This is a genomic window from Leucobacter luti, assembly GCF_050310065.1.
Taxonomy (GTDB): domain Bacteria; phylum Actinomycetota; class Actinomycetes; order Actinomycetales; family Microbacteriaceae; genus Leucobacter; species Leucobacter luti_B.
On record NZ_CP190007.1, the window covers coordinates 2,709,238 to 2,732,284 of the forward strand.

Below are 23,047 nucleotides of genomic sequence, written 5' to 3' on the forward strand. Positions count from 1 at the left end.
ATCAGCCGTTCTGGGCCAGCCAGGGCAGGGCCAGCCGGGCTCGGCCCGCCAGGAGCGGCCCGCCGGCCTCGACCCCTTACTCGTCAGTGTCGAGCAGCGCCGCAGCGTACATCGGCAGCGCGGCGTCCTCGCTCGGCGGATGGAACAGCCCGGCCGCCGCGTCCCGGTACAGCCGGCTCGCCTCCTGCGCGTTCGAGAAGCCGGATCCGCCCGTGCACATGAGCGCCGTCTCCGCGCATCTGCGCGCGGCCTCCCCGGCACGGATCCGCGCGCTCACCAGGCGCAGCGGCCAGCCCGCCCCGTGGTTGACGCACTCATCGAAGTCGCGCGTCACCGAGTCGAGCTGCGCCGGCACGGCCATGAAATCGAGGTGGGCCTTCGCGAGCCGCGCCCGGAACTCCGGCGCCTCCGCGAGCGTCGCCCCGCGCTTCGCCGAGGTGCGCCGCTTCAGGCCTGCAGCGCCCACCTCGAGCGCGCGCTGCGCGACACCCGCGTAGACCGGGCCGATCAGCAACTGGAAGTTCGCGGTGATCGCGAAGGTCAGGAGATCCGGAACCGGCCCGGGCTCGATCCGGCGCGCCACCCGGTCGGCCGGCATCCGCACGCCCGACAGAATCGTCGCGCGGCTCTGCGAGGCGCGCATGCCGAGCACGTCCCAGTCCTCGGAGACCGAGATCCCCTCGGCGGATCTCTCGATGAAGCCGTAGACGAGGCGCGGGGCCTCGGGATCCGAGTCGTCGAGGCCGTGCACGATGAGGCGCGTCCAGGCGGGCGAGAGCGAGGTGAAGATCTTGACGCCCGTGAGCGCGTAGCCGCCCTCGCCATCGGGCACGGCGCGCGTGTTCGAGCCCTGCAACACCCAGTCGTTCGACGGCTCGCTGATCCCGAACGCGAAGACCTCCCCCGCCATCGTCTCCTCGAAGACCCTCGCGAGTGAGCGGTCGCCGCGCTCGAACATCGCGCGCACGACGCCCGTGCACATGAGGTGCATATTGATCGCGAGCGCCGTGGCGGGCGCCGCGGTCGCGAGCCGCTGCTGCAGCCGCGAGACCTCGTTCAGCGTGAGGCCCGGGCCGCCGAACTCCTCGGGCACGAAGAGCGTGAGGTAGCCCGCGGCGCGGAGTTCGTCCAGATCCTCCCAGAAGAACTCATTCTCGCGGTCGGTCTCCCCCGCCCGCGCCCGCATCCGCTCGAGCGACTCCTGCGGCAGGTAGCGCCCGGCAAGCTCAGCGTGCCTGGTCTCGCGATCCGTCATTCCGTCTCCTCCTCGGTGGCGCGCGTGAACAGCACGGCGCCGTTGTGCCCGCCGAAACCGAACGAGGTCGAGAGCACCGTCTCGATCGTCGCCGGCCGCGCGGTCTCCGTCACGAAGTCCCAGCCGGGAAACTCCGGGTCCTGCAGGTTGATGGTGGGCGGCAGCAGCCGCTCTCTGAGCGTCCGGATCGCGAGGATCGCCTCCGCGATCCCCGCCGCGCCGAGCAGGTGACCCGTGCTCGACTTCGTCGCGGTGATCGGGATCTCCCGCGCGCGGTCGCCGAGCGCGGCCGTGAGCGCGCGGAGCTCGGCGGCGTCGCCGGCCTGGGTGCCCGTGCCGTGGGCGTTGATGTGGTCGACGAACTCCGCGGCGATCAGGGCGTCGTCCTCCGCGCCGTCGCCGAAGCTCGCCCCGAGCGCAGGCCCCTCCACGTCGTCTGGGAAGGCCTCGGCGCGGGATCCGGAACCGATGCCATGCCCCACCCCGTGGGCGAAGCCGCTGCCGAGGCCCGCGTCGGCGAGGCACTCGCGCACGGCGCGCGCCGCGCCGCGGCCCTCCGGGTGCGGCGCGGTCGCGTGGTGCGCGTCGCTCGACGCGCCGAAGCCGGCGAGCACCGCGAGCGCCTCCGCGCCGCGGGCCCTGGCCGCGTCCTCCGACTCGAGCAGAATCGCCGCGGCGCCCTGCGACATCACGAAGCCGGCGCGGGCGCGGTCGAACGGCCGGCTCGCCGCGGCCGGGTCGCCCTCGTAGCCCGCGGCGAGCGCGCGCAGGTTCGCGTTCGAGGCGAGGTTCACCGCGCCGAGGCAGTCCTCCATGCCGACGACGAGCACCGCGTCGGCGTAGCCGTGGCGGATCCTGCGCAGCCCCTCGCCGAGCGCGATCGCCCCACTCGCGCACGTCGCGTTCAGCCCCTGCGCGGGGCCCTCGATGCCATAGCGCTGGCTCAGGATCGCGGCCGCGGCGTCGGGGGCGCCGTAGACCGAGAGCGCGAGCGGCACGGCGCGGGATCCCCGCGCGTCGAGCGCCCGCGTTGCCTCCTGCATCGCCTGGATCGGGCCGGATCCCGTCGCCGCGATGACCGCGACGCGCGCCGGATCCCACGGCAGGGCGGGCGCTCGGTTGGCGTCCTCCGGGTCGTTCGTCAACTGACGCAGCGCCTGCCGCAGCGCCTCGTCCGCGGCCGCGATCCCCCACAGCTGCACGTCGCTGAGTCTGCGCGCGAGGCCCGAGGGAAGCTCGGGGCGCAGCGATCCCGCGTCGAATCCCCGGATGCGGCCGCCGATCCGCACCGGCAGCTCCGCATAGGGCGCGCCGGCAGAGTCGACGCCGCTGAGCTCCGTGACCACGCTGCGGCCCGCGACCGCGGCCTCCCACAGCGCGTCCGCGCCCGGCCCGGCCGCCGTCACGGCGCCGAGCCCGGTGACGACCGCGCGCCGCTCCCGAAAGCGCCCCTCCGCACCGTTTCCCGTCACAGCCGCACCACCCCTTCGTTTCCGGCGGCCGCGGCAGAAACGACGGCCGCCACGAGCGCCGCCGTCTCGCCGCGCCGCACCTTGCCTCCGATCGTGCGCGGCAGGCGCTCGACCGCGAACCACCTGCGCGGCACGTACTGCGGCGCGAGCCGCTCGCGGCCCCACTCGGCGAGCTCATCGCGGCCCGGGATCGCGGTGCCCTCGGCGCCATTGGCGCCCTTGGCGTCCTCGGCACCCTCGGTACCCTTGGCGTGCTCGGCCCGCTCGACCCGCTCGACGACGAGCGCAACGACGGCGCCGAGCCGGGGATCCGGCAGGGCGACGGCGCACGCCGCACCGATTCCCGGCATCGCCGCGTACGCCCGCTCGATCTCGGGGAGAGCGACCTTGTGCCCGCCAGTCGCGACGACGTCGCCCGCGCGCCCGACGAGCTCGAGCGCGCCGCCCTCCGCCGCGATGCGGCCGAGGTCGTGCACGGTCGCCCATCCGCCCTCGCCCTGCAGCGTCTCGTCGCTCGTGCCGGAAAGGTAGCCGTCCGAACAGGCCTCCGCGAGGATCCAGAGCTCGCCGAGCTCGCCCGCGGGCACCCGGGCGCCGCTCTCGTCACGGATCTCCGCGCTGATCTCGGGGTAGACCCGGATCCCCGTGCCGTCCCCCTCGCGGCTGTCGCCGATGAAGCCGATCTCGGCGGCGCCGTAATAGCTGATGAGCCGCGTGTGCGGGAGCGCCGAGGCGAGCCCGTCGCGCACGCTCGCCGGCAGGTTCGCGCCGCCCGTCACGACGAGTTCGAGCCCGGCGAGCGCCGCGGGATCCCGCCTCGCCGCGATCGTGAGCGCCTCGACCACGGCGGGCACGGCGACGAGCCGCGTGATGCCCTCTTCCCTGATCCGGGCCGCGATCCCGAACGGTTCGAAGCGGTCGGTGAGGTGCGCGCCGCCGCCCGTGGCGAGACACTCGATCACGGCGTACAGCGTGAGGCTGTACGACACGGGCCCCGGCGCGAGCGTCTCGACGCCGGGGAACGGCTCGAGGTGCGCCGCGGACACCGCGACGTTCGCCCGGTACTGATCCCGCGTCTTGAGGAACGCCTTGGGCGCGCTCGTCGTTCCGGAGGAGAAGAGCATGAGAAACGCCTCGTCCCCCGCGCGAACGGTGGGCGGAGGCGCCGGCTCGGCGCGCTCGCTCAGCTCCCGGAACTCGGCGAGGCCCAGGATCGCGCCCGCCCAGCCAGCCGCGGCGAGCGCCCCCGCGAGCGCCGGATCGTCGGCGATCACGAGCCCGACCCCCGTCGAGACGATCGCCCGCACCCGGTGCTCGAGCGGCCAGCGCGGGTCGATCACGGCCGACACCGCGCGGTAGCCCGCGAGGCCCGCGACGATGCGCGCGGCGTCGAAGGCCGAGTCGACGCTCACCGCCGTGATCGGGATGCCGCGGGTTTCCTTGGCGGGGGTTGAGGTTGCGGCGAGTTGCAGCGCGTCGACGGCGGCGAACACGCGCCGCGAGTCGTCGACGAGGCCCTGATAGCTGAGCTTCTCGCCCGGGCCGGCGATCGCGGTGCGGCCGGGGTGGCGCGCGGCGGTCTCGAGCACACTCGCTGTGATCGGCACCCGCCGCACCTCCTGAAAGATCGCTGTCGCAGAACGGGTCTCATTCTACGGACGCGGGCCACGCGCGCGTCCAGACTCGGGGATACCCCTGGTCAGCGCCGCCGGGCGGACCTTCCGGGCCCCTCGGCGCCGCGCAGCAGGCCGGTCACCCGGTACGAGATCACCTCGCGCAGGAAGAGGCTCGTCGAGGTGCGCGTGATGCCGGGGCACAGGCGGATCTCCTCGCTCACGCGGTAGAGGTCGTCGGGATCCCGCGCCACGACGCGCAGCAGCAGGTCCGTGCTGCCTGCCGGCGCGAAGCACTCGAGCACCTCGGGGATCTCCGCGAGGGCGGCGACCGCCTTGCCGATCTGGTGCTGGTCGAGCTCGACCTGCACGCTCGCGCCGACCGGCCGGCCGAGCGCCGCAGGGGTCACGCGCGCGCTGTGGAGGCGGAGCATGCCCGAGGTGCGCATGCGCTCGAGCCGCGCCTGCACTGTGCCGCGGGCGAGGCCGAGTTTCTGGGCGATCAGCGCCGTCGGCATGCGCGGATCCTCGTCGAGCGCGCCGAGGATCCGCCGGTCTGTCTCATCAATCTCGGGCATTTTGACCACTTTCTGGCGGGCGGTTTGCGGTGGCATTGATCATATCGATCAATTGCCAGGAAGTCACTTGCGCAATTCGACCCGGGGGCGATGTAATCATCTACGTGGCGCCGACACCCCGGCTCCGCACCACCAGCACCCGCACCACCCCCGCGGGAGCAAAGAACGGACGTCACCACCCCTGGTGTCCGAGAAGGAGCCGACTGTGCCTGCACCCGCATCCGCACTCGCACTGCCCCAACCGTCACACCCCGTCTCGGGCCAGGGCAGCGCCCCCGGGTTCGCTGCCGACATCGCCTCGCCTGCCGTCTCCAGGCCTCGCTCCAGGGTCGCCCTCGCCTCGCTCACGCTCTTCTCACTGCTCGTGAGCGCGAACCTCGCGACCCCGCTGTTCCCGCTGCTCCAGCTCCGATTCGGGATCGGGGCCACCGGCGTCTCGCTCGCCTTCACGAGCTATGTTCTCGCGCTCATCGCGGGGCTCGTGCTGTTCAGGCGATTCGCCGACTCCGCGAATCGGCGCACGCTGCTGCTCGCGAGCCTCGCCGCCGCTGGACTCGCGACCGCGGCGCTCGCGCTCGCGCCGAACCTCGGCTGGTTCTGCGCGGCGCGGGCGCTGCAGGGGATCGCCGTCGCCTGCGCCACGGGCGCGGGATCCTCGGCGCTGCGCGCGCTCCTGCCCGGGCGCCCGGCCCTCGTCGGGCGGCTCACCCTGCTCGCAACCTCGGGCGGGGTCGCGGCCGGGCCGATCCTGGGCGGCGCGCTGTCATCGCTGCCGGCCGGCGCCCTCCCCTCCCCATTCTTTGACTTCTTTGGGCCGCTCACGACGCCGTTCCTCGCGGTCGCCGCCGTGCTCATGCTGCTCGTGCCTGCGCTCCTCCTGATCGCGCCGCACCGCGAGTGCGCGCCCGCGGTCACCCGCCTCCCGCTCGTCGACGCGCCGCACACGCCGAGCGCGAGCGCCGAGCCGCGCGGCCCGCTCCCCTCGCGAGCCGCCCGACCGTTCCGCATCGCGGCGGCGACGGGCTTTCTGAGCTTCGCCGTGTTCGGCTTCTGCCTCTCCCTCGCCCCCTCGCACTTCGCGGCGATCACGGGCATCGACTCGCGGCTCGGGATCGGCATCCTCGCCTCGGTCACGCTCGCGGCGTCGGCCGCGACCCAGTGCGTGCCGCTGCCCGCCCGCGCCGAGCGCGCGCTCTCGGGCGTCGGGCTCCTGCTCCTCGCGCTGGCGCTCGCGGGCATCGCGCTCGCGAATATCGTCGGGACCACGTGGTTCCTCGTCGCCGCGTGCACGCTCGCGGGCGTCGGGCAGGGCGTCGCGTTCCGCTCGGCGTTCTCGGCGCTCGTCGCCGCCGTGCCGCCGGAGCGCCACGCCTCCGCCGTGAGCGCGGTCTACACGGTCACCTACCTCGGCAGCGCGCTCCCGATCCTCGGCCTCGGCGCCCTCGCCAGCGCGGTCGGGCTCGCACCTGCCGTCGCGGGCTTCGCTGGCGCGCTCGCGATGGCGTGCGCGGTGCTCGCGATCGTGGGACTACGGGTGTCGGGTGGTGGCGGCGGGGCCGCTGCTCCGGCCGCTCCGTCGAGTCGGCCGTAAGGCCCCATTCGCGGGGCCGAGTCGGCCGTAAGGCCCCATTCAGGCGCTCGAAAGGGGCTTTTGGGTCGACTCGAGTTGAATTGCGTGGCTCAGGATCCCGAACCGCACGCGCATTGGGCGCGCTGGGCACGTTGGCTCGCGCTGGCTCGCGCGCGCCCGCACGCACCCGCACTCACGCCCGCGCCCGAGTCGGCCGAAAGGCTCCATTCGCGGGATCGAGTCGGCCGTAAGGCCCCATTCAGGCACTCGAAAGGGGCCTTACGGCCGACTCGGCAGGGAAGGGTGCGGGATTCAGGTTCGAGGCCGGGCTTCGGGGGCCGGGATGCGGGAGTCGGGCGCGGGGCCCGGGATCAGGATCCGGAAGCTCGCGGGGCGCGGGCCCGCGAGCCCGCGCTCCCGCACCCGAGTCGGCCGAAAGGCCCCATTCGCGGGATCGAGTCGGCCCGAAGGCCCCATTCAGGCGCTCGAAAGGGGCCTTTGGGCCGACTCGGCAAGTTGCGAACGGCGCGAAGCGCGAGCGCCGCCAGCGGGCGCCCCCAACCAACCCTTACTCGGCGAGCAGCAGGATCGCGCGGCGCGCGTCCTCGTCGTCGACGAGCGGCGCGAAGCGCTCCGCGACGGCGTTGCGCGCGATGCGGCTCGCCTCGGCCGCGTCGCCGCGCGAGATGGCCTCGAAGAGTCCGCGGTCGATGCGCACGGAGTCGAGCTTCACGCGGTTGTCGCGGTGCTCGCCCGCCGACTCGCGCTGCATGAGCTGGCGCAGCACGCCCGACACGGCCTGCCCGCTCAGCTGCAGCACGCGGTTACCGCTCGCCTCCCACACGGCCTCGTGAAACTCCAGGTCGGAGTCAGAAAAAGTAGCCGCGTTTGAGGCAGCCTCGGCCGCCATGATCTCGAGGGCGGCGCGCATTCGCTCGAGCTGCTCGGGCGAGCGGCGGAGCGCCGCGAGGCGGCTCGCGGTGCCCTCGAGCACGACGCGGTACTCGATGAGCTCGGCGATCCCGAGCGCGTCGGTGCCGATCATGGCGCGGAAGGATCGCCGCAGCGCCGACGACGACGGCGCGCGCACGATGGGCCCGCCGCGGGTGCCGGGCTTCGATTCGAGGAGGCCCATGCTCTGGAGTACGCGCAGCGACTCGCGCACGGTGGGGCGGCTCACACCGAACTGCACCATGAGGTCGCGCTCGCTCGCGAGTTGCGATCCGACCGGGATCTCCCCCGAGAGGATCGCCTGCTCGATCTGCTCGACGATGCGCTGATAGGTGTGCACCGGGACTGCCGGTTCGAACCTGTGGGTCGTCGTCACCTGATGCTCTTCCTGATGAGGGAGGGCCCCCGGCGAGCCGCCGCGGCCCCCGTCAGCCGAACCCCTGGGCCAGGAGTCAACCCGATACTAGCGTGACGCTGAGTGGTCTTACCATGTATCCTGATTCGAAACTTCCGATCCGCGGGCACTGTCGCCCGCACAGACCACCCAACGGCCGCGGGATCCCGCGGCCCTGTCGACAGGAAAGCAATGATGCGACGCAGAACATCCCTCCTGCTCACCACGGCACTCGCGGCCGCGGCGGCGCTCGGACTCGCCGCGTGCTCCGCGGGCGCGGGCAGCTCGGGCGGCAGCGGATCGGGGGGCGAGAAGCCGACGACGGCGACGATCGCCCTCACCGGCACCCCCACGAACCTCGACTTCACGACGACCGCCGGATCCGCGATCCCGCAGGCCATGATGTCGAACGTCTACGAGGGCCTCGTCGAGCTCGACGAGAAGGGCGAGATCGTGCCGCTGCTCGCGAAGGAGTGGAAGGTCAGCGACGACCGCAAGACCTACACCTTCACCCTGCAGGAGGGCGTGAAGTTCTCGAACGGCGAAGACTTCACCGCCGAGGACGTCAAGTTCAGCTTTGACCGCGTCAAGACCGACTGGGTGTCGAGCCTGAAGACGAAGATGGACGTCGTCGAGAGCGTCGAGGTCGCCTCCGACACCGAGGTCGTCGTGAAGCTCACGACCCCCTCGAACGCCTGGCTGTTCAACATCGCAACCCCGGTCGGCGCGATCTTCTCGAGCGACGGCGTCGCGGATCTCGCGAACACGCCCGTCGGCACGGGCCCCTACGCGGTCGAGAAGTGGACCCCGAACCAGAGCATCGTGCTCGACACCCGCGACGACTACTGGGGCGAGGCCCCCGGCGTCGAGAAGGTGACGCTCAAGTACTTCGCCGACGCGACCGCGACCACGAACGCGCTGCAGACGGGCGACGTCGACGCGATCGCGAACCTTCAGGCCCCCGAGCTCCTCTCGACCTTCGAGTCGGACGACAAGTACAAGGTCATCACGGGCACCTCGAGCGGCGAGATCTCGCTCTCCTTCAACAACAAGGCCGCCCCGTTTGACGACGTCCGCGTGCGCCAGGCCGTGCTCTACGCGCTCGACAAGCAGGCGATCATCGACACCGCCTGGAACGGCTATGGCACGGTCATCGCGACCTTCGCGACCCCGACCGACCCGTACTACGAGGACCTCAACGACGTCTACCCGCACGACCCCGAGAAGGCGAAGGAGCTCCTCAAGGAGGCCGGCGCCGAGAACCTCGAGATCACGTACACCGTGCCGACCCGCCCCTACGCGCAGGCCGTCTCCGAGATCGTCGCATCGCAGCTCGGCGACGTGGGCATCAAGGTCAACATCAAGTCGGCCGAGTTCCCCGCGGTCTGGCTCGACCAGGTCTTCACGAAGCACGAGTACCAGATGACGACCGTGCTCGCCGTCGAGGCCCGCGACATCCTGACGGTCTTCAACGACCCGAACTACTACATCGGCTACGACAACTCGAAGATCGCGGAGCTCGCCAAGTCGGCGGACGCCGCCGACGAGAAGACCTACGTCGCAGACATGAAGAAGGTCTCCGAGCAGATCGTCGAGGACGCCGCATCCGGCGTGCTGTTCCTCTTCCCGAACATCACGGTGGCGAAGGCGGATCTCGAGGGCATGCCCGAGAACGCCATCATCGAGGCGCTCGACCTGACTAACCTGAGCTGGAAGTAACCGGCTCGGCCGCGGCGGCGGTCGGGCTGGGGTCCGGACCCCAGCCCCTCCGCCGCAGCCGCGGCTCCACCCCTCGCCCGCGCCGACACACGTCGGCCGGGCAACCGAACTCCCGAGGAACCCGCATGGCAATACGGCTCCTGATCAATCTCGCGCGATTCGTAGTGACCTACCTCGTCGCGACCATCGTCGTGTTCCTTTTCATGCGGCTGATCCCCGGCGACCCCGCGCAGATCGCGCTCGGCGTCAACGCGACGCCTGAGCTGCTTGAGCAGACCCGCGAGCAGTTCGGCACGAACCGCCCGCTCATCGTGCAGTACTTCGAGTGGTCCGGCGGGCTTCTGACCGGGGACTTCGGCACCTCCTACATCACCCGCACCGACATCAGCCCCATGGTGATCGACCGCGTGCAGGTGAGCCTCATCCTCGTGCTCACGGCGATGGCTCTCGCGCTCCTCGTCGCGATCCCGCTCGGCACCTGGGCGGCCGTGCGGCACCGCAACTTCTCGGGCGTCGTGATCGGCGTCGGCTCGCAGCTCGGCGTCGCGATCCCCGGCTTCCTCGCGGGCATCCTGCTCGTCATGATCTTCGCGGTCGGCCTCGGCTGGCTGCCGGCGAACGGCTGGACGGCGCCCTCCGAGGACCCGGCCGACTTCCTGCGCCGGCTCATCCTCCCCGTCGTCGCGCTCGCCTCGGTGCAGGGCGCGATCCTGACCCGCTACGTGCGCTCGGCCGTGCTCGAGGTGATGAGCGAGGACTACCTCCGCACCGCCCGTTCGAAGGGCCTGAGCAAGACGCAGGCGCTCGTGAAGCACGGCCTGCGCAACGCCGCGATCCCGGTCATCACGGTGACGGGCGTGCAGATCGCCGCCCTCATCATCGGCGCGGTCGTGATCGAGCGCGTGTTCGTGATCCCCGGCCTCGGCTCGATGCTGCTCGACGCGGTCGGCAACCGCGACCTGCTCACCGTGCAGTCGGTCGTGATGGTGCTCGTCGCCATCACCCTCGTCCTGAACCTCGTCGTCGACGTGCTCTACACGATCGTCGATCCGCGTCTGCGAAGGAGCGCCTAGCCATGAGCACGCAGAACATTCCGACGCCGCCGATCCAGGCGCCACGCACGACCGCGATCCAGGCGCCGGGCGGCGCATCGACGAGCGGACCGGGCGGGCCGGGCGGGCGAGGCGCCGCGGGCCGCGGCCGCCGCGGCCGCAAGCTCTCCGCGACGCTCATCATCGGCCTCGTCCTCATCGGCCTCGTCGTCGCGGCCGCGCTCGTCTCCTTCATCTGGACCCCCTACAACCCCGTGCAGGCGAACCCCGCGGATCGACTCCAGGGCTCGAGCCTCGATCACCTGATGGGCACCGATAAGTACGGCCGCGACATGTTCTCGGCCATGCTCTACGGCGCGCGGATCACCCTCTTCGTCGGCGTCATCTCGGTCGGGATCGCGCTCGTCATCGGCACGCCGCTCGGGATCCTCGCGGGGATCCGCGGCGGCTGGATCGAGGAGGTCATCATGCGCACCTCCGACATCGCGCTCGCGTTCCCCGCGCTCCTCCTCGCGATCATGTTCAGCGCCGTGTTCGGCGCCTCAACCCTCACGGCGATGGTGGCGATCGGGATCGCGACCGTGCCCGGCTTCGCGCGCGTGGCGAGATCCGGCACCCTCCAGGTCATGAGCACCGAGTACGTGCTCGCGGCGCGGGCCGCGAGCCAGTCGCGGTTCCGGATCGCGCTCCGCCACGTGCTGCCGAACATCATCGGCATCGTGGTCGTGCAGTCCTCCGTGTCGTTCGCGCTCGCCGTGCTCGCGGAGGCCGGCCTCAGCTTCCTGGGGCTCGGCACTCCCCCGCCGACGCCGTCGTGGGGGCGCATGCTGCAGGAGTCGCAGCAGTTCCTCGGCACGCACCCGATGCTCGCCGTCTGGCCCGGGCTCGCGATCGCGATCGCCGTCATGGGCTTCAACCTGCTCGGAGACGGTCTGCGCGACCGCTTCGATCCCAAGCTGAACGGGGGGCGCGGCTGATGCGCACCGAGAATTCGATGGCGGGTGGCGGGCCGGGCGGAACCGACCTCCTGCTCCGCGTCGAGGGACTGAACGTCCGCACGCACGAGCGCACGCTCGTGAGCAACTTCACCCTGCACATGGCGCACGGCGAGCGGATCGGCCTCATCGGGGAGTCGGGATCCGGCAAGTCGATGACCACGACCGCCCTGCTCGGGCTGCTGCCGAACGGCGTCACGGGCGACGGCTCCGTCGAGATCGACGGCTACGCTGGCAACCTGCTCGAGGCGCCCGAGCGCGAGCTCATGAAGCTGCGCGGCACCGAGATGTCGATGGTGTTCCAGGAGCCGCTCACCGCGCTCAACCCCCTGATGCGCGCGGGCGCACAGGTCGCGGAGATCATGCTGCAGCACGGCCTCGCATCGTCGAAGGCGGAGGCGCACCGCCGCGCCGTCGAGATGCTCGACGCGGTCAAACTTCCCGATCCGGCGCAGGCGGCGCGTGCCTACCCGCACGAGCTCTCCGGCGGGCAGCGGCAGCGCGTGATGCTCGCGATGGCGCTCGCGAACGACCCGTCGCTGCTGCTCTGCGACGAGCCGACGACGGCGCTCGACGTGACCGTGCAGCGGCAGGTGCTCGACCTGATCCTGGAGCTCGTGCGGGAGCGCGGCACGGGGCTCCTGTTTATTACGCACGACCTCGCGGTCGTCGCGAACATGTGCACGCGCGTGCTCGTGATGAACCAGGGCGAGATCGTCGAGGAGGGCACGACCGAGGACGTGTTCACGCGCCCGCAGCACCCCTACACGCGGGGCCTGCTCGCCGCCTCCGACCTCGACGCGGTCGACGAGAACGGGCGCCTCTTCACGGTCGCGACCGCCCAGGCTTACACCCCGCCCACGGCGGAGGTTGTTAGCGATTTCGGTTCGAATAACGCCGTATACGAACCGAAATCGCTAACAACTGCCGGGACCCCAGGCACAAAGGCACCCGGGGAGCCGGTGATGCGCGTGACCGACCTCGTGCGCACCTACACCCGCGGGCGCACGAGCCTCTTCAAGCCGGCGCCGCAGGTCCACGCGCTCAAGGGCATCTCGTTCGAGGTGCCCGAGGGCGGGCGCCTCGGCGTCGTCGGCGAGTCGGGCTCCGGCAAGTCGACGCTGCTCCGGATCCTCGCCGGCCTCGACCAGCCCACCTCGGGCAGCGCGGTCGTCGCGGGCAACGAGGTCGCCGGCGCGAAGGAGGAGGAGCTGCGCGCCCTCCGCCAGAACCTGCAAATCGTGTTCCAGGATCCGATGGGCTCGCTCGACCCCCGCATGACCGTCGAACAGATCATCTCCGAGCCGCTCCTGGTCAGGGGCCGAAACGAGACCGCGCGCGAGCGCTCTCGCATGGTCGCCGAGATGCTCGAGGCGGTCGGGCTCCCGGCGGAGTCGGCCGAGCGCTTCCCGCACCAGTTCTCCGGCGGCCAGCGCCAGCGCATCTCGATCGCCCGCGCCCTCATCTGCCGCCCGCAGGTCGTCGTCGCCGACGAGCCCGTGAGCGCCCTCGACGTCTCGGTGCGCGCGCAGGTGCTGAACCTCCTCGCCGACCTCGTCGACGAGTACGGCCTCACCCTCGTCTTCGTCTCGCACGACCTCAACGTGGTGCGCCACCTCTGCGACTCGGTCATCGTGATGCAGTCCGGCGAGATCGTCGAGGCCGGCGACACCGAGACCGTGTACCGCGACCCGCAGCACCCCTACACGCGCCGGCTCATCGACTCCTCGCTCACCCTCCGCCAGGAGCTCGCGCACACGGCGTGAGCCGGTCAGGTGCCGGATCCGGATCCAGCACCGCACCGTCCGGCGCCGCACCGCCCGACCCGCACCCGTCCAGCCAGCACCCGTCCAGCACCACGAAAGGACCCCCGATGACCTCCGAAAGCGCACCCCAGCAGCCGCAGCCCGGAGCCGCTGAGGCGGCGGAGGCCGCGGGCGCCGCGAGCGCCGCAGGCGCCGCGAGCCTCGCGGACCTCGACGCCGGCGCGCTCTCCGCTGGCTTCGCGGCGGGCGCCTTCACTCCGGGCGACGTCGCCGAGGCGGTCATCGCGCGGGTCGAGGCGCGCGAGCCCGAGCTGAACGCGCTCTACCTCTTCGATCCCGAGCAGGTGCGCGCCGACGCCGCCGCCTCGGGCGAGCGCTGGCGATCCGGCGCCCAGTTCGGCGCCTTCGACGGCGTGCCGGCGACGGTCAAGGAGAACATCGCGCGCGCGGGCCAGCCGAAGCCCTCGGGCACGGCGATCCCGAATCCCCCGGTGCCGGATCGCAACGCCCCGACGACGGATCGCCTGCTCGAGGCGGGCGCCGTGATCGTCGGCTCCACGACGATGCCCGACTGGGGCATGCTCTCATCTGGCGTTTCGAGCCTGCACGGGATCACGCGCGGCGCCCTGAACCCCGCGCACACGGCCGGCGGCTCGAGCGCGGGCGCCGGCACCGCGGCCGCTGCCGGCTACGGCCCGTTCCACATCGGCTCCGACATCGGCGGCTCGATCCGCCTCCCCGCGAGCTGGCAGGGCCTCACCGGGCTGAAGCCGAGCGAGGGGCTGATCCCCCTCGACGTGCCCTACGTGGGGCGCGCGGCAGGCCCCCTCACGCGCACGGCGGCCGACGCGATCCGACTCATGTCGATCGTCGCGGTGCCTGATGAGCGCGACTATCTGACGCGCTCCTACCGCGAGATGCAGTGGTCGACCGAGCCGCTCGCGCCCACGGGCATGCGCGTCGCGCTGCAGCTCGACGCGGGATCCGGGCTCCCGGTCGAGCCCGAGACGCGCGCCATCATCGAGCGCGCCGCCGCGCGCTTCGCCGAGGCGGGGGCGACGGTCGAGCCGCTCGCACCCTTCATCGCCCCGGAGGTGCTCGACGGGATCGTGGACTTCTGGCGCAGCCGCTCCTTCGCCGACCTCGAGCTCTTGAGCGACGCCGAGCGCGCGGCCGTGCTGCCGTTCATCGCCGCCTGGTGCGAGGCCGGCGCCGGGATCTCCGCGGCGCAGACGGTGCGCAACCGCGGCATGATCGACGAGATGGCGCGTCTCACGCGCGCCGCGACTTCCGGCTACGACCTGGTGCTTTCACCCGTGACGCCCGTCGCGGCGTTCGCCGCAGAGGATCCCATGCCGATCACGGATCCGCTGCAGACCATGGGCCACATCTCGTTCACCGTGCCCTACAACATGTCGGGGCAGCCCGCCGTGTCGATCGGCGCGGGCATCCAGGACGACGGCCGCACCGTCGGACTCCAGATCGCCGCCCCCATCGGGACCGACGACTCGCTCCTGCGCGTCGCCGCGTGGTTCGAAGAGGTGCGCGGGGCCGACGCCGCGGTCGACTGGGCGCGCCTGGCGTAGGCGCCGGCGCTCGCTCCGAATTCTGCCGTCGCTCCTAGACTTTCGGGCAGTTCCTTGCGAACGAGCGCAGATCGCGGAGCGAGCGCAGGCGCGGGATCCCGATCCGGAGCGTCCAACAGGCTCGCGCGCGCCCGAACCCGCGCGAGCCCCGGCGCTCGCTCGCAATTCTGCCGTCGCTCCTAAACTTTCGGGCAGTTCCTTGCGAACGAGCGCAGATCGCGGAGCGAGCGCAGGCGCGGGATCTAGATCCGGAGCCTCCAACAGGCTCGCACGCGTCCGGCCCTGCGCAGGGCCCGGCGCTCGCTCTCAGTTCTGCCGTCGCTCCTAAACTTTCGGGCAGTTCCTTGCGAACGAGCGCAGATCGCGGAGCGAGCGCAGGGCGCTGATCCGGATCCGGAGCCTCCAACAGAATCGCGCGCGCCCGAGCCCAGGCGAGCCCCAGCGCTCGCTCGCAGTTCTGCCGTCGCTCCTAAGTTTTCGGGCAGTTCCTTGCGAACGAGCGCAGATCGCGGAGCGAGCGCAGCGGCCCTACGACGCGGGGGGCGTGTAGCGGCCGTCGATCGCGGTCCAGCCGCCGTCGACCGTGAGCACGGATCCCGTGACGAACGACGAGGCCTCGGAGGCGAGGTAGACGACGGCGCCGGCGAGCTCGTCGGGGCGCGACCAGCGGCCGAGCGCGCTCTTGGCCGCGTAGGCGCCGTACCACTCCGGGTCGGCCGTGATTTGCGCGGTGAGCGGGGTTTCCACGACGCCCGGGGCGATCACGTTGACGCGCACGCCGCGCGGGCCGAACTCCGCCGCGCCCGTGCGCGCGAGCTGTACGAGGCCCGCCTTCGTCGCGGCGTAGACGCCCTGGCCCGGCTCGACGACCTGCGCCCGGATCGAGGCGAAGCCGATGATGGAGCCCCCGCCGTTCGCGGCGAAGCGCTCGCCGAACTTCCTGATGAGCTGGAAGGATGCGCGCAGGTTGAGGTTGACGACGCGATCGAACTCCGCCATCGAGTAATCCTCCATGCGCTTGCGCACGTTCGTCGCGGCGGTGAAGACGAGCGCGGCGGCCGTGCCGAAGCGCTCGGCTGCGGCGTCGACCTCGGCGTCCTCGAGCACGTTCACGCGGTAGGCCTCGGCGGAGCCGCCGCGCTCCGCGATGATCCCGACCGTCGCCTTGGCGGCGTCGAGCGCGTAGTCCGCGACGACGACGTGCGCCCCCTGGGCCGCGAGCGCCTGCGCCGACTCGCGACCGATCCCGCTCCCCGCCCCGATCACGACGACCGTGCGGCCGTCGAGGCGGAAGAGCTGCGAGTAGTCGATCTGCGGGTGCTCGGTCTGCGGGTGCTCGGTCATGGGTGGTGCTCCTGGGTGTGTGCGGAAAGTGCGGAAATTGCCGGCGGGGTCAGCCGCGGGCGCGGGGCCGGATCATGGCCATGCGCGTCACGGTGAACTCCTCGATCGCGAAGCGCGGGCCCTCGCGCCCGATGCCGGAGTCTTTGACCCCGCCGTAGGGCATGATGTCCGAGCGGAAGCCCGGGATCTCGTTGACGACGACCCCGCCGACCTCGAGCCGCTCGATCGCCGCAAACGCGCTCTCGAGCGACGCCGTGTAGATCGCGGCCTGCAGGCCGTAGCGCGAGTCGTTCACGAGGTCGATCGCCTCGTCGATCGAGTCCACGACCGTAAGCGCGACGACGGGCCCGAATACCTCCTCGCACCAGACGTCGACGTCTGCGGGCACGTCGGCGAGCACGATGGGGTCGATTCCCGCGGCACCGGCGGCGGCCAGGGCGCCAGTGCCGACGCCGGATCCCGAACCCGCGCCCGGATCGCCGACGAGCACGCGCGCCCCCGCCGCGACGGCCCGCGCGACCATTGCGCGGATCCGCTCGCCCGAGGCGGCGTTGATGACGGGGGCGACGTTCGTGCGCTCGTCGCGGGGGTCGCCGACGACGAGCTCGCCCATGCGCTCGGCGAGGCGCGCGCTGAACTGCGCCGCGATCGGGCGTTCGAGCACGACCCGCTGCACCGAGATGCACGCCTGGCCGTTCGCGTAGAAGCCGCCGCGGAGCACCGCGTCGACGGCCGCCTCGACGTCCGCGTCCGCGGCGACGATGAAGCCCGTGTTGGATCCGAGCTCGAGCACGGCCTTCCGCGGCGCCGCCTGCTGGGCGATGAGGTGGCCGATCTTCGCGGATCCCGTGAAGGAGACGACGGCCGCGCGCGGATCCCGCACGAGGGTCTCGCCCACGATGGGGTCGCCGTTCACGAGCTGCGCCGCCGCCGCGGTGACGCCGTGCGCGGCGAGCGCCTCGCGCGTGATCGCGAGCAGCTCGAGGGTCGCGAGCGGCGTGTTCGGCGCGGGCTTCACGATGACGGGGCAGCCGGCAGCGATGGCGGGCGCGAGCTTGTGCGTCGCGAGGAGCAGCGGGTAGTTGAAGCCCGCGATCCCGATCACGATGCCGGCCGGCTTGCGGGTGTAGTACCCGATCATGCCGCGGCCGAGCTCCTGGAGGTCGAGGGGCACGGTCTCGCCGCCGATGTGCGAGACCTCCTCGGCCGTCGCCTGCAGGGTGACGATCGTGCGGCTCACCTCGGTGCGGCAGTCGACGCGCGGCTTGCCGGTCTCGAGCACGAGCAGCTCGACGAGGCGGTCGGCCTCCTCGCGCACGCGATCGTGGATCGCCATCAGGATCCCTCGCCGCTCGGCCGCCGTGAGCGCCGCGACCTCGGGGCGCGCAGCCTCCGCGGCGTCGAGGGCGTCGAGCGAGTCCCGCTCCCCGCTCACGGGGGCCTGCGCCACGACGCTGCCGTCGAAGGGGAAGACGACGTCGGAGGTGTGCGGCATCGCGCGCCACTCGGCGCCGATCGGGAGCGCGCCTGCCGGCGCGAGCAGGCGCGGGCTCGCGCTCGGGCCGTGCCCGGAAGTTTCTGGCGTTCCGGAAACCTCTGACATTGCGGTGCCTCCTTGCAGCGGCCGGTGCGGGATCCCCACTCGCGACGAGTGGTCTTACCATTTAGAATAGAGCACCTGGGCCGCGCTCGCCAAGCAGTCGCAGACGTGACCCCAGCCAGACTTCACCGCGGAAGGACCCACCATGACCGAGACCCCCAGCAGGACCTACGACATCGCCGTGCTCCCGGGCGACGGAATCGGCCCCGAGGTCGTCGGATGCGCGCTCGAGGTGCTCGACGCGGCCGAGGCCCGCTACGGGTTCTCGACGCGCCGCGCCGAGTTCGCGGCGGGCGCCAACCACTTCCTCGAGACGGGCGAGCTCTTCGACGCGGTCGAGCCGGAGCTGCGCGGGCGCGACGCGATCCTGTTCGGCTCGATGGGCGATCCCCGGGTCACGCCTGGGATCCTTGAGCGCGGATTCATCCTCGAGATGCGCCAGCGCTTCCAGCAGGCCGCGAACGTGCGGCCCGTGCGCCTCTACCCCGGCGTGCCGACGCCGATCGCGGGGCTCACGCCCGAGCGCTGCGAGATGGTGATCGTGCGCGAGAACACCGAGGGCGCCTACGTCGGCCGCGGCTCGACCGTGCACGCGGGCACGCCGAACGCGGTCGCGATGCAGGAGTCGCTGAACACGCACGCGGGGATCGAGCGCGTCGTCGACTTCGCGTTCCGGCTCGCGCTCGGCAGGCGTCGCCGCCTGACGCTCTGCCACAAGACGAACATCCTGGTCGCGGCCGGGCAGCTGTGGCAGCAGGTCGTCGCCGAGGTGGGCGCGCGCTACCCCGAGGTCGAGGTCGACTACGTGCACGTCGACGCGATGTGCTTCCACCTGCCGCTCACGCCCGAGCGCTTCGACGTCGTGGTGACGGACAACCTGTTCGGCGACATCATCACCGACCTCGGCGCCGTAATCCAGGGCGGACTCGGCGTCGCGACGAGCGCGAATCTGAACCTCAACGCGAGCGCGCCGAGCATGTTCGAGGCGATCCACGGCTCGGCCCCCGACATCGCGGGCACGGGCACCGCGAACCCGGCCGGCGCGATCCTGTCGCTCGCCCTCATGCTGGGGCACCTCGGCGAGGGCGAGGCCGCGCGAGCGGTCGAAGCCGCGACGGTCGGCGTGCTCGCCGAGCTGCCCACGCTCGCCGGGCCAGCGATGGGCGCGACGACCGCGGAGCTCGGCTCCCGGATCGCGCAGATCGTGCGGGACGGCGCGGCCGACGCCGCCCTCGTGCCCGACTCCCTGCTCGGCGTGCTCGCCGGGCTCGCGCCGTCGCGGCTCGCGGCCTAGCGGCTAGCGGCCCGCGGCCCCGCGGCTTCGCGGCCCGCGGGGTAGGCCGGGTCACTTGGCGCGCGCCGGCACCTTCGCGGGCGCGACCGCCGGGTTCTTCGACGGCTGCATGAAGCAGACCGCGATTACCCCGAGCAGCAGCACGGCGGCGGGAACGAGCATTGACTGCCCCATCGCGTTCGAGAAGCCCTCGACCACGGCGTCGGGCATGGCTCCGCCTCCGAAGCCGCCAGCCGCCGCGTCCGAGGCACCCGGCAGGTTGGCCTCAAGGCGCGACTGCATGACCGCCGCGATCGCGGCCGAGCCGACGACCGAGCCGACCGTGCGGGTCGTGTTGTAGATGCCGGATCCCGCGCCCGCGAGGCGCGGCGGGAGGTTGCGGTTGGCCGTGGTTGCGAGCGGCCCCCACATGCCCGCCTGACCGACGCCCATGACCCCGGAGATCACGAGGTACACCCAGATCGGCACGTCGACGTGCAGCGTCTGCGAGTAGGCGAAGAGCGTCCCGGTGACGATGAGGAGCCCGGGCACGAGGATGATCCGCGGGTCGACGCGGTCGAGCAGGCGGCCGGCGAACGGCGCGAGCGCGCCCGAGATCACCGCCATCGGCACCATGAGGAGCGCCGACTCGGTCGGGGTGAGCCCGCGGGCGAGCTGGATGAAGAACATGAGCGGCAGCGACATGCTCGTGATCGCGAAGCCAACGGTCGTGATCCCGATATTGGCGATCGAGAAGTTCCGGTCGCTAAAGAGCGAGAGCGGCACGAGGGGCTCCTGCTTCGTGCGCGCCTGCATCCAGACGAAGAGCACCATGACGGCGAGCCCGCCCAGGATCATGGCCCAGATCCACCCGGTCCAGGCGAACTTCTCGCCCTCCTGCAGGCCGAAGACGATGAGGAACAGGCCGACGCCCGAAACGATCACGCCCGGGATGTCGAAGGAGTGCGCGTGCGTCTCGAGCCGGGGCACGAGGATCCAGGCGAGCACGAAGGCGATGACGCCGACGGGCACGTTGATGAAGAAGATCCACTCCCAGCCGAGGCCGTCGACGAGGAGGCCGCCGGCGAGCGGGCCCGTGAGCGTCGCGACGCCCGCCGTGGCACCCCAGAGCCCCATCGCGGCGCCCCGCTTGAACGGCGGGAAGGTGCGCGTGATCACGGCCATCGTCTGCGGGGTCATGAGGGCGGCCCCGAAACCCTGCACGGCGCGCGCCGCGACGAGCATCCCGAGCGTGTCCGATAGCCCGCACCAAAGCGACGCGAGCGTGAAGATCACGAGGCCGATCAGGTAGATATTCTTCGGCCCGAAGCGGTCGCCGAGGCGACCCGTGACGAGGAGCGGCACCGCATAGGTGAGCAGGTACGCGCTCGTCACCCACACGACGTTGTCGAGGTTGCTGCTCGCGGGGTCGAGGGCGGCCTTGATCGCGGGGTTCGCGACCGACACGATCGTCGTGTCGACGAGGATCATGAAGAAGCCGATGACGAGCGCCCAGAGCGCAGGCCACGGGCTGCGCTCCGGCGCCGCCGGGGCGCCGCCTGCTGCGGTGTGCGATTCGGACGCGGTCACGCGTCCTCCTTTCCGAGCCCTGCGGCTTCCGTGTCTCTGTGCCGTGCGGCTTCGATGTGCGCGGGAGAGGGGACGCCCCACGCGAGTTCGGGATCCGCGAATGCGGAGATCGTTGCTTCGGACCAGGCGATGTCGGCCTCGATGAGCGCCGCGGCGCGCTCGACCTCGATGAGGAACTGCCGGTCGACCGCGCGCTCGCGCGCCGTCCCCAGCCCATCGCGGTGCTCGGCGAGCAGGGACCGCAGGGCCTCGACCCGCAGGGCGAGGAGCGCGAGCGCCTCCTCGCGGGGCAGGTTGTGCGCCTCGGCGAGCGCGACGCGGAAGCGCGCCGGCTCGTCGGTGCGCGGCAGCTCGGCCCGCACCCAGGCAAGCACGGCCTCCTCCCCCGCGGGCAGCAGCGTGTAGCTCGTGCGCTCGGGCCGGTTGCCCTCGCGCTCCACCGCGGCTGGCGCGAGCAGGCCGTCGCGCTCGAGCGCGCCGACCTGATGGTAAAACGTGCCGTGCTGGATCCGGATCAGCCGCTCATCGCGACGCGCGCGCAGCAGCCTGATCATCTCGTACGGGTGCATGTCGCGCTCGCGCAAGAGCGCCAGGATCATGATCCCGAGCGGCTTGAGCTTGGCGGTCGGCATGCTGCACTCCATTTCGAATAGTCCACATGGACTATAGCTGAGTTTCGTTCCCCCGACCAGCGAAAGCCTCGCGGCTCCTCACCGCGCGCTCACCACGCGACCGCGCGCACCGGCGCCCCGTCGCCGCCCGCGAGCGGGAGCGGGAAGAAGCCCACCCTCGCGGTGCGCCCCAGCTGCTCGAGGCCCCGGAGGTTCTCTACGATCAGGCCATCGGCGCCGAGCACGGCGGCGTGCACCGGGAAGTCGGCCTCCTCCCCCGGCCCCGGCGTCGGATCCGGATTCAGGAAGTCAACGCCGAGCACCCGCATGCCGAGTTCGAGCAGGCGCTCCGCAGCCTCCGCCTCGAGGTGCGGGTGCCGGAGGTAGGACGCCTCGCCGAAGCGCCGATCCCACCCGGTCCTGATCAGGACGATCGGCGGAACCCGAGCGAGCTCGCCCAGCCCGAGTGCAGCCGCGCCGATCCCGGATCGCTCGGCGATCTCCGCGCCCGCCGCCGCCTCGAGCACGAGCGCCTCGCCCGTGAGCTCGTCGAGCGAGACCCGGTCGATCGTGCGGCCGCCCGCGATCGTGTGTGCCGGGGCGTCGACGTGGGTGCCCGTGTGCGAGCCGAGTTCGAGCCGTTCGACAGCGACGCCGTCGCGCGCGAGGGTGAGCGCGGGGCCCGTCGTCACCTCGGGGTCGCCAGGAAACACGGTCATGCCGGAGGTGATCCGATGGCTGAGGTCGATCATGCGGGAAGTGTATCCCCGGCCTCGGACACTGACGCATGCTCGGCCGCGTTCGTCGCCGCGTGCGCCGGCCCCGCCGCGGCCGGGATCCGGAGCAGCCTCACAGAATCCCAGAACAGAGGTCAGATTTGCGCGATCCAGCGTAAACGTGGACCTAACATAGAAACATGCAGACGCATCCCGATCTGGCGGGGCGGCAAGAGCTTGCCCTGCGCACCTACGGATCCCTCTTCCTCAGCGGCGCGGCCGTGATGCTCGGATTCTGCGCGGCGCTCATCCTCGTGTTCGCGCTCGACCGCATCTCCCACGGCCTCGTGTGGGTGTTCGTCGCCGCCGGTGTGCTCATGTTGATCGGCACGATCGCCGGGCTCGTCGTGCTGAAGCGGGACAGCGCGCAGTTCCAGGAGGAGCTCGAGGAGACGCTCCGGATCGCGCCGAACCGCGATACGACCGTGACGGTTCCGGCCGTGCTCTCGCGCACCGTGCCCGCCCGCAGCGCGTCCGCCGCCCACCAGCTCGTGTACTCAGCGCACTGGAACCACCGGGTCACGCCCGTCGCCGTCGCACTGCCCGCGGGGCAGGCCCTCCCGCAGGAGGGCAGCGGCGCCTGGCTGCAGCTCGATCCCGCGCGCCCCGACATCGCCTGGATCGCGCCGCTCGCGAACCCCGAGGAGCACGTCACGGCGCTACAGGATCGCTCCCTCTCGAACCTCACCTCGCGCCAGAAGGGGCTCACCCTGCCGCCCCGCGCGTACCTGATCCCGGCCTTCATCGGGGCGGGCGTCTTCGCGCTCGCGTTCGTCGCCTTCGCGGCGGTGCTCCTGGCCGTGACGCACCCGTAGGCGGCTTCCGGGCGTGCGCGCACCCCCCCCGGGTTGAGTTGACCCAAAGTGCGTCAAAATCGCGATTAGGCGTCACTTTGGGTCAAC

The 23,047-nt window shown here is 71.9% G+C and carries 18 protein-coding genes; 8 read left to right on the plus strand and 10 right to left on the minus strand.

Annotated features, from left to right (window positions below; translation table 11 throughout):
* Window positions 1–76: 76 nt before the first annotated feature.
* The 4 genes from ACOPJ3_RS12325 to ACOPJ3_RS12340 all read right to left on the minus strand — a co-directional run bounded on the left by ACOPJ3_RS12325 (window position 77) and on the right by ACOPJ3_RS12340 (window position 4,918).
* Window positions 77–1,255 (minus strand): acyl-CoA dehydrogenase family protein, encoded by a 1,179-nt coding sequence (locus tag ACOPJ3_RS12325; RefSeq protein WP_427869462.1) that lies wholly within the window; start codon window positions 1,253–1,255, stop codon window positions 77–79.
* On the minus strand, window positions 1,252–2,727 hold the full coding sequence (locus ACOPJ3_RS12330; protein WP_427869463.1) for a beta-ketoacyl-[acyl-carrier-protein] synthase family protein: 1,476 nt from the start codon (window positions 2,725–2,727) through the stop codon (window positions 1,252–1,254). The genes ACOPJ3_RS12325 and ACOPJ3_RS12330 overlap by 4 nt, the downstream gene beginning before the upstream one ends.
* Window positions 2,724–4,334, minus strand: a complete 1,611-nt coding sequence (locus ACOPJ3_RS12335; RefSeq protein ID WP_427869464.1) for a class I adenylate-forming enzyme family protein — start codon at window positions 4,332–4,334, stop codon at window positions 2,724–2,726. The genes ACOPJ3_RS12330 and ACOPJ3_RS12335 overlap by 4 nt, the downstream gene beginning before the upstream one ends.
* A 92-nt stretch (window positions 4,335–4,426) precedes the next feature.
* Entirely contained in the window at window positions 4,427–4,918 is a 492-nt protein-coding gene (locus ACOPJ3_RS12340) for an Lrp/AsnC family transcriptional regulator (protein WP_427869465.1), read from the minus strand.
* Window positions 4,919–5,123: 205 nt separating this feature from the next.
* Here ACOPJ3_RS12340 and ACOPJ3_RS12345 point away from each other — a divergent pair, with 205 nt between their 5' ends.
* The gene (locus ACOPJ3_RS12345) at window positions 5,124–6,509 is read left to right on the plus strand and encodes an MFS transporter (protein ID WP_427869466.1); all 1,386 of its coding nucleotides are present in this window, start codon (window positions 5,124–5,126) and stop codon (window positions 6,507–6,509) included.
* A 547-nt stretch (window positions 6,510–7,056) separates the two neighbouring features.
* On the opposite strand, the gene ACOPJ3_RS12350 is transcribed toward ACOPJ3_RS12345, so the two are convergent.
* Complete coding sequence (locus tag ACOPJ3_RS12350) at window positions 7,057–7,815, minus strand: FadR/GntR family transcriptional regulator (protein ID WP_427869467.1); 759 nt, start codon at window positions 7,813–7,815, stop codon at window positions 7,057–7,059.
* Window positions 7,816–8,025: 210 nt separating this feature from the next.
* Here ACOPJ3_RS12350 and ACOPJ3_RS12355 point away from each other — a divergent pair, with 210 nt between their 5' ends.
* From ACOPJ3_RS12355 to ACOPJ3_RS12375, 5 genes are all read left to right on the plus strand, one after another.
* Entirely contained in the window at window positions 8,026–9,552 is a 1,527-nt protein-coding gene (locus ACOPJ3_RS12355; protein WP_427869468.1) for an ABC transporter substrate-binding protein, read from the plus strand.
* Between the two features lie 125 nt (window positions 9,553–9,677).
* Window positions 9,678–10,625: an ABC transporter permease gene (locus tag ACOPJ3_RS12360; protein WP_427869469.1), complete on the plus strand. Its 948-nt coding sequence runs from the start codon at window positions 9,678–9,680 to the stop codon at window positions 10,623–10,625.
* A 2-nt stretch (window positions 10,626–10,627) separates the two neighbouring features.
* Window positions 10,628–11,581, plus strand: coding sequence for an ABC transporter permease (locus ACOPJ3_RS12365; RefSeq protein WP_427869470.1), 954 nt, complete (start codon window positions 10,628–10,630; stop codon window positions 11,579–11,581).
* Window positions 11,581–13,365, plus strand: a complete 1,785-nt coding sequence (locus ACOPJ3_RS12370) for an ABC transporter ATP-binding protein (RefSeq protein WP_427869471.1) — start codon at window positions 11,581–11,583, stop codon at window positions 13,363–13,365. The genes ACOPJ3_RS12365 and ACOPJ3_RS12370 overlap by 1 nt, the downstream gene beginning before the upstream one ends.
* A 107-nt stretch (window positions 13,366–13,472) precedes the next feature.
* Window positions 13,473–14,951: an amidase gene (locus tag ACOPJ3_RS12375; RefSeq protein ID WP_427869472.1), complete on the plus strand. Its 1,479-nt coding sequence runs from the start codon at window positions 13,473–13,475 to the stop codon at window positions 14,949–14,951.
* A 528-nt stretch (window positions 14,952–15,479) separates the two neighbouring features.
* On the opposite strand, the gene ACOPJ3_RS12380 is transcribed toward ACOPJ3_RS12375, so the two are convergent.
* Window positions 15,480–16,295 carry an SDR family NAD(P)-dependent oxidoreductase gene (locus ACOPJ3_RS12380; protein WP_427869473.1) on the minus strand — a complete coding sequence of 272 codons (816 nt, stop codon included), beginning with the start codon at window positions 16,293–16,295 and terminating at the stop codon, window positions 15,480–15,482.
* A gap of 49 nt (window positions 16,296–16,344) precedes the next feature.
* Entirely contained in the window at window positions 16,345–17,898 is a 1,554-nt protein-coding gene (locus ACOPJ3_RS12385) for an aldehyde dehydrogenase family protein (protein WP_427869474.1), read from the minus strand.
* Between the two features lie 142 nt (window positions 17,899–18,040).
* On the opposite strand from ACOPJ3_RS12385, the gene ACOPJ3_RS12390 reads away from it, so the two are divergent.
* Entirely contained in the window at window positions 18,041–19,189 is a 1,149-nt protein-coding gene (locus ACOPJ3_RS12390) for a 3-isopropylmalate dehydrogenase (protein WP_427869475.1), read from the plus strand.
* Between the two features lie 51 nt (window positions 19,190–19,240).
* Here ACOPJ3_RS12390 and ACOPJ3_RS12395 read toward each other — a convergent pair whose 3' ends face one another.
* From ACOPJ3_RS12395 to ACOPJ3_RS12405, 3 genes are all read right to left on the minus strand, one after another.
* Window positions 19,241–20,659, minus strand: a complete 1,419-nt coding sequence (locus ACOPJ3_RS12395) for a DHA2 family efflux MFS transporter permease subunit (RefSeq protein WP_427871228.1) — start codon at window positions 20,657–20,659, stop codon at window positions 19,241–19,243.
* 95 nt (window positions 20,660–20,754) lie between these two features.
* A complete protein-coding gene (locus ACOPJ3_RS12400; protein WP_427869476.1) occupies window positions 20,755–21,390 on the minus strand; it encodes a PadR family transcriptional regulator in 636 nt (211 codons plus the stop codon).
* Window positions 21,391–21,479: 89 nt separating this feature from the next.
* Window positions 21,480–22,121 (minus strand): cyclase family protein, encoded by a 642-nt coding sequence (locus ACOPJ3_RS12405; RefSeq protein WP_427869477.1) that lies wholly within the window; start codon window positions 22,119–22,121, stop codon window positions 21,480–21,482.
* 164 nt (window positions 22,122–22,285) lie between these two features.
* Between ACOPJ3_RS12405 and ACOPJ3_RS12410 the strand changes: the two genes are divergently transcribed.
* A complete protein-coding gene (locus ACOPJ3_RS12410; protein ID WP_427869478.1) occupies window positions 22,286–22,960 on the plus strand; it encodes a hypothetical protein in 675 nt (224 codons plus the stop codon).
* The last annotated feature ends 87 nt before the right edge of the window (window positions 22,961–23,047 follow it).

Excerpts from the sequence above, each read along its gene's own strand:
- ACOPJ3_RS12370 (WP_427869471.1), top strand. The coding sequence starts at position 11,581 with ATGCGCACCGAGAATTCGATGGCGGGTGGCGGGCCGGGCGGAACCGAC.
- ACOPJ3_RS12400 (WP_427869476.1), bottom strand. The coding sequence starts at position 21,390 with ATGCCGACCGCCAAGCTCAAGCCGCTCGGGATCATGATCCTGGCGCTC.
- ACOPJ3_RS12340 (WP_427869465.1), bottom strand. The coding sequence starts at position 4,918 with ATGCCCGAGATTGATGAGACAGACCGGCGGATCCTCGGCGCGCTCGAC.
- ACOPJ3_RS12365 (WP_427869470.1), top strand. The coding sequence starts at position 10,628 with ATGAGCACGCAGAACATTCCGACGCCGCCGATCCAGGCGCCACGCACG.
- ACOPJ3_RS12355 (WP_427869468.1), top strand. The coding sequence starts at position 8,026 with ATGATGCGACGCAGAACATCCCTCCTGCTCACCACGGCACTCGCGGCC.
- ACOPJ3_RS12395 (WP_427871228.1), bottom strand. The coding sequence starts at position 20,659 with ATGATCCTCGTCGACACGACGATCGTGTCGGTCGCGAACCCCGCGATC.
- ACOPJ3_RS12385 (WP_427869474.1), bottom strand. The coding sequence starts at position 17,898 with ATGTCAGAGGTTTCCGGAACGCCAGAAACTTCCGGGCACGGCCCGAGC.
- ACOPJ3_RS12390 (WP_427869475.1), top strand. The coding sequence starts at position 18,041 with ATGACCGAGACCCCCAGCAGGACCTACGACATCGCCGTGCTCCCGGGC.
- ACOPJ3_RS12410 (WP_427869478.1), top strand. The coding sequence starts at position 22,286 with ATGCAGACGCATCCCGATCTGGCGGGGCGGCAAGAGCTTGCCCTGCGC.
- ACOPJ3_RS12380 (WP_427869473.1), bottom strand. The coding sequence starts at position 16,295 with ATGACCGAGCACCCGCAGACCGAGCACCCGCAGATCGACTACTCGCAG.
- ACOPJ3_RS12375 (WP_427869472.1), top strand. The coding sequence starts at position 13,473 with ATGACCTCCGAAAGCGCACCCCAGCAGCCGCAGCCCGGAGCCGCTGAG.
- ACOPJ3_RS12360 (WP_427869469.1), top strand. The coding sequence starts at position 9,678 with ATGGCAATACGGCTCCTGATCAATCTCGCGCGATTCGTAGTGACCTAC.
- ACOPJ3_RS12325 (WP_427869462.1), bottom strand. The coding sequence starts at position 1,255 with ATGACGGATCGCGAGACCAGGCACGCTGAGCTTGCCGGGCGCTACCTG.
- ACOPJ3_RS12405 (WP_427869477.1), bottom strand. The coding sequence starts at position 22,121 with ATGATCGACCTCAGCCATCGGATCACCTCCGGCATGACCGTGTTTCCT.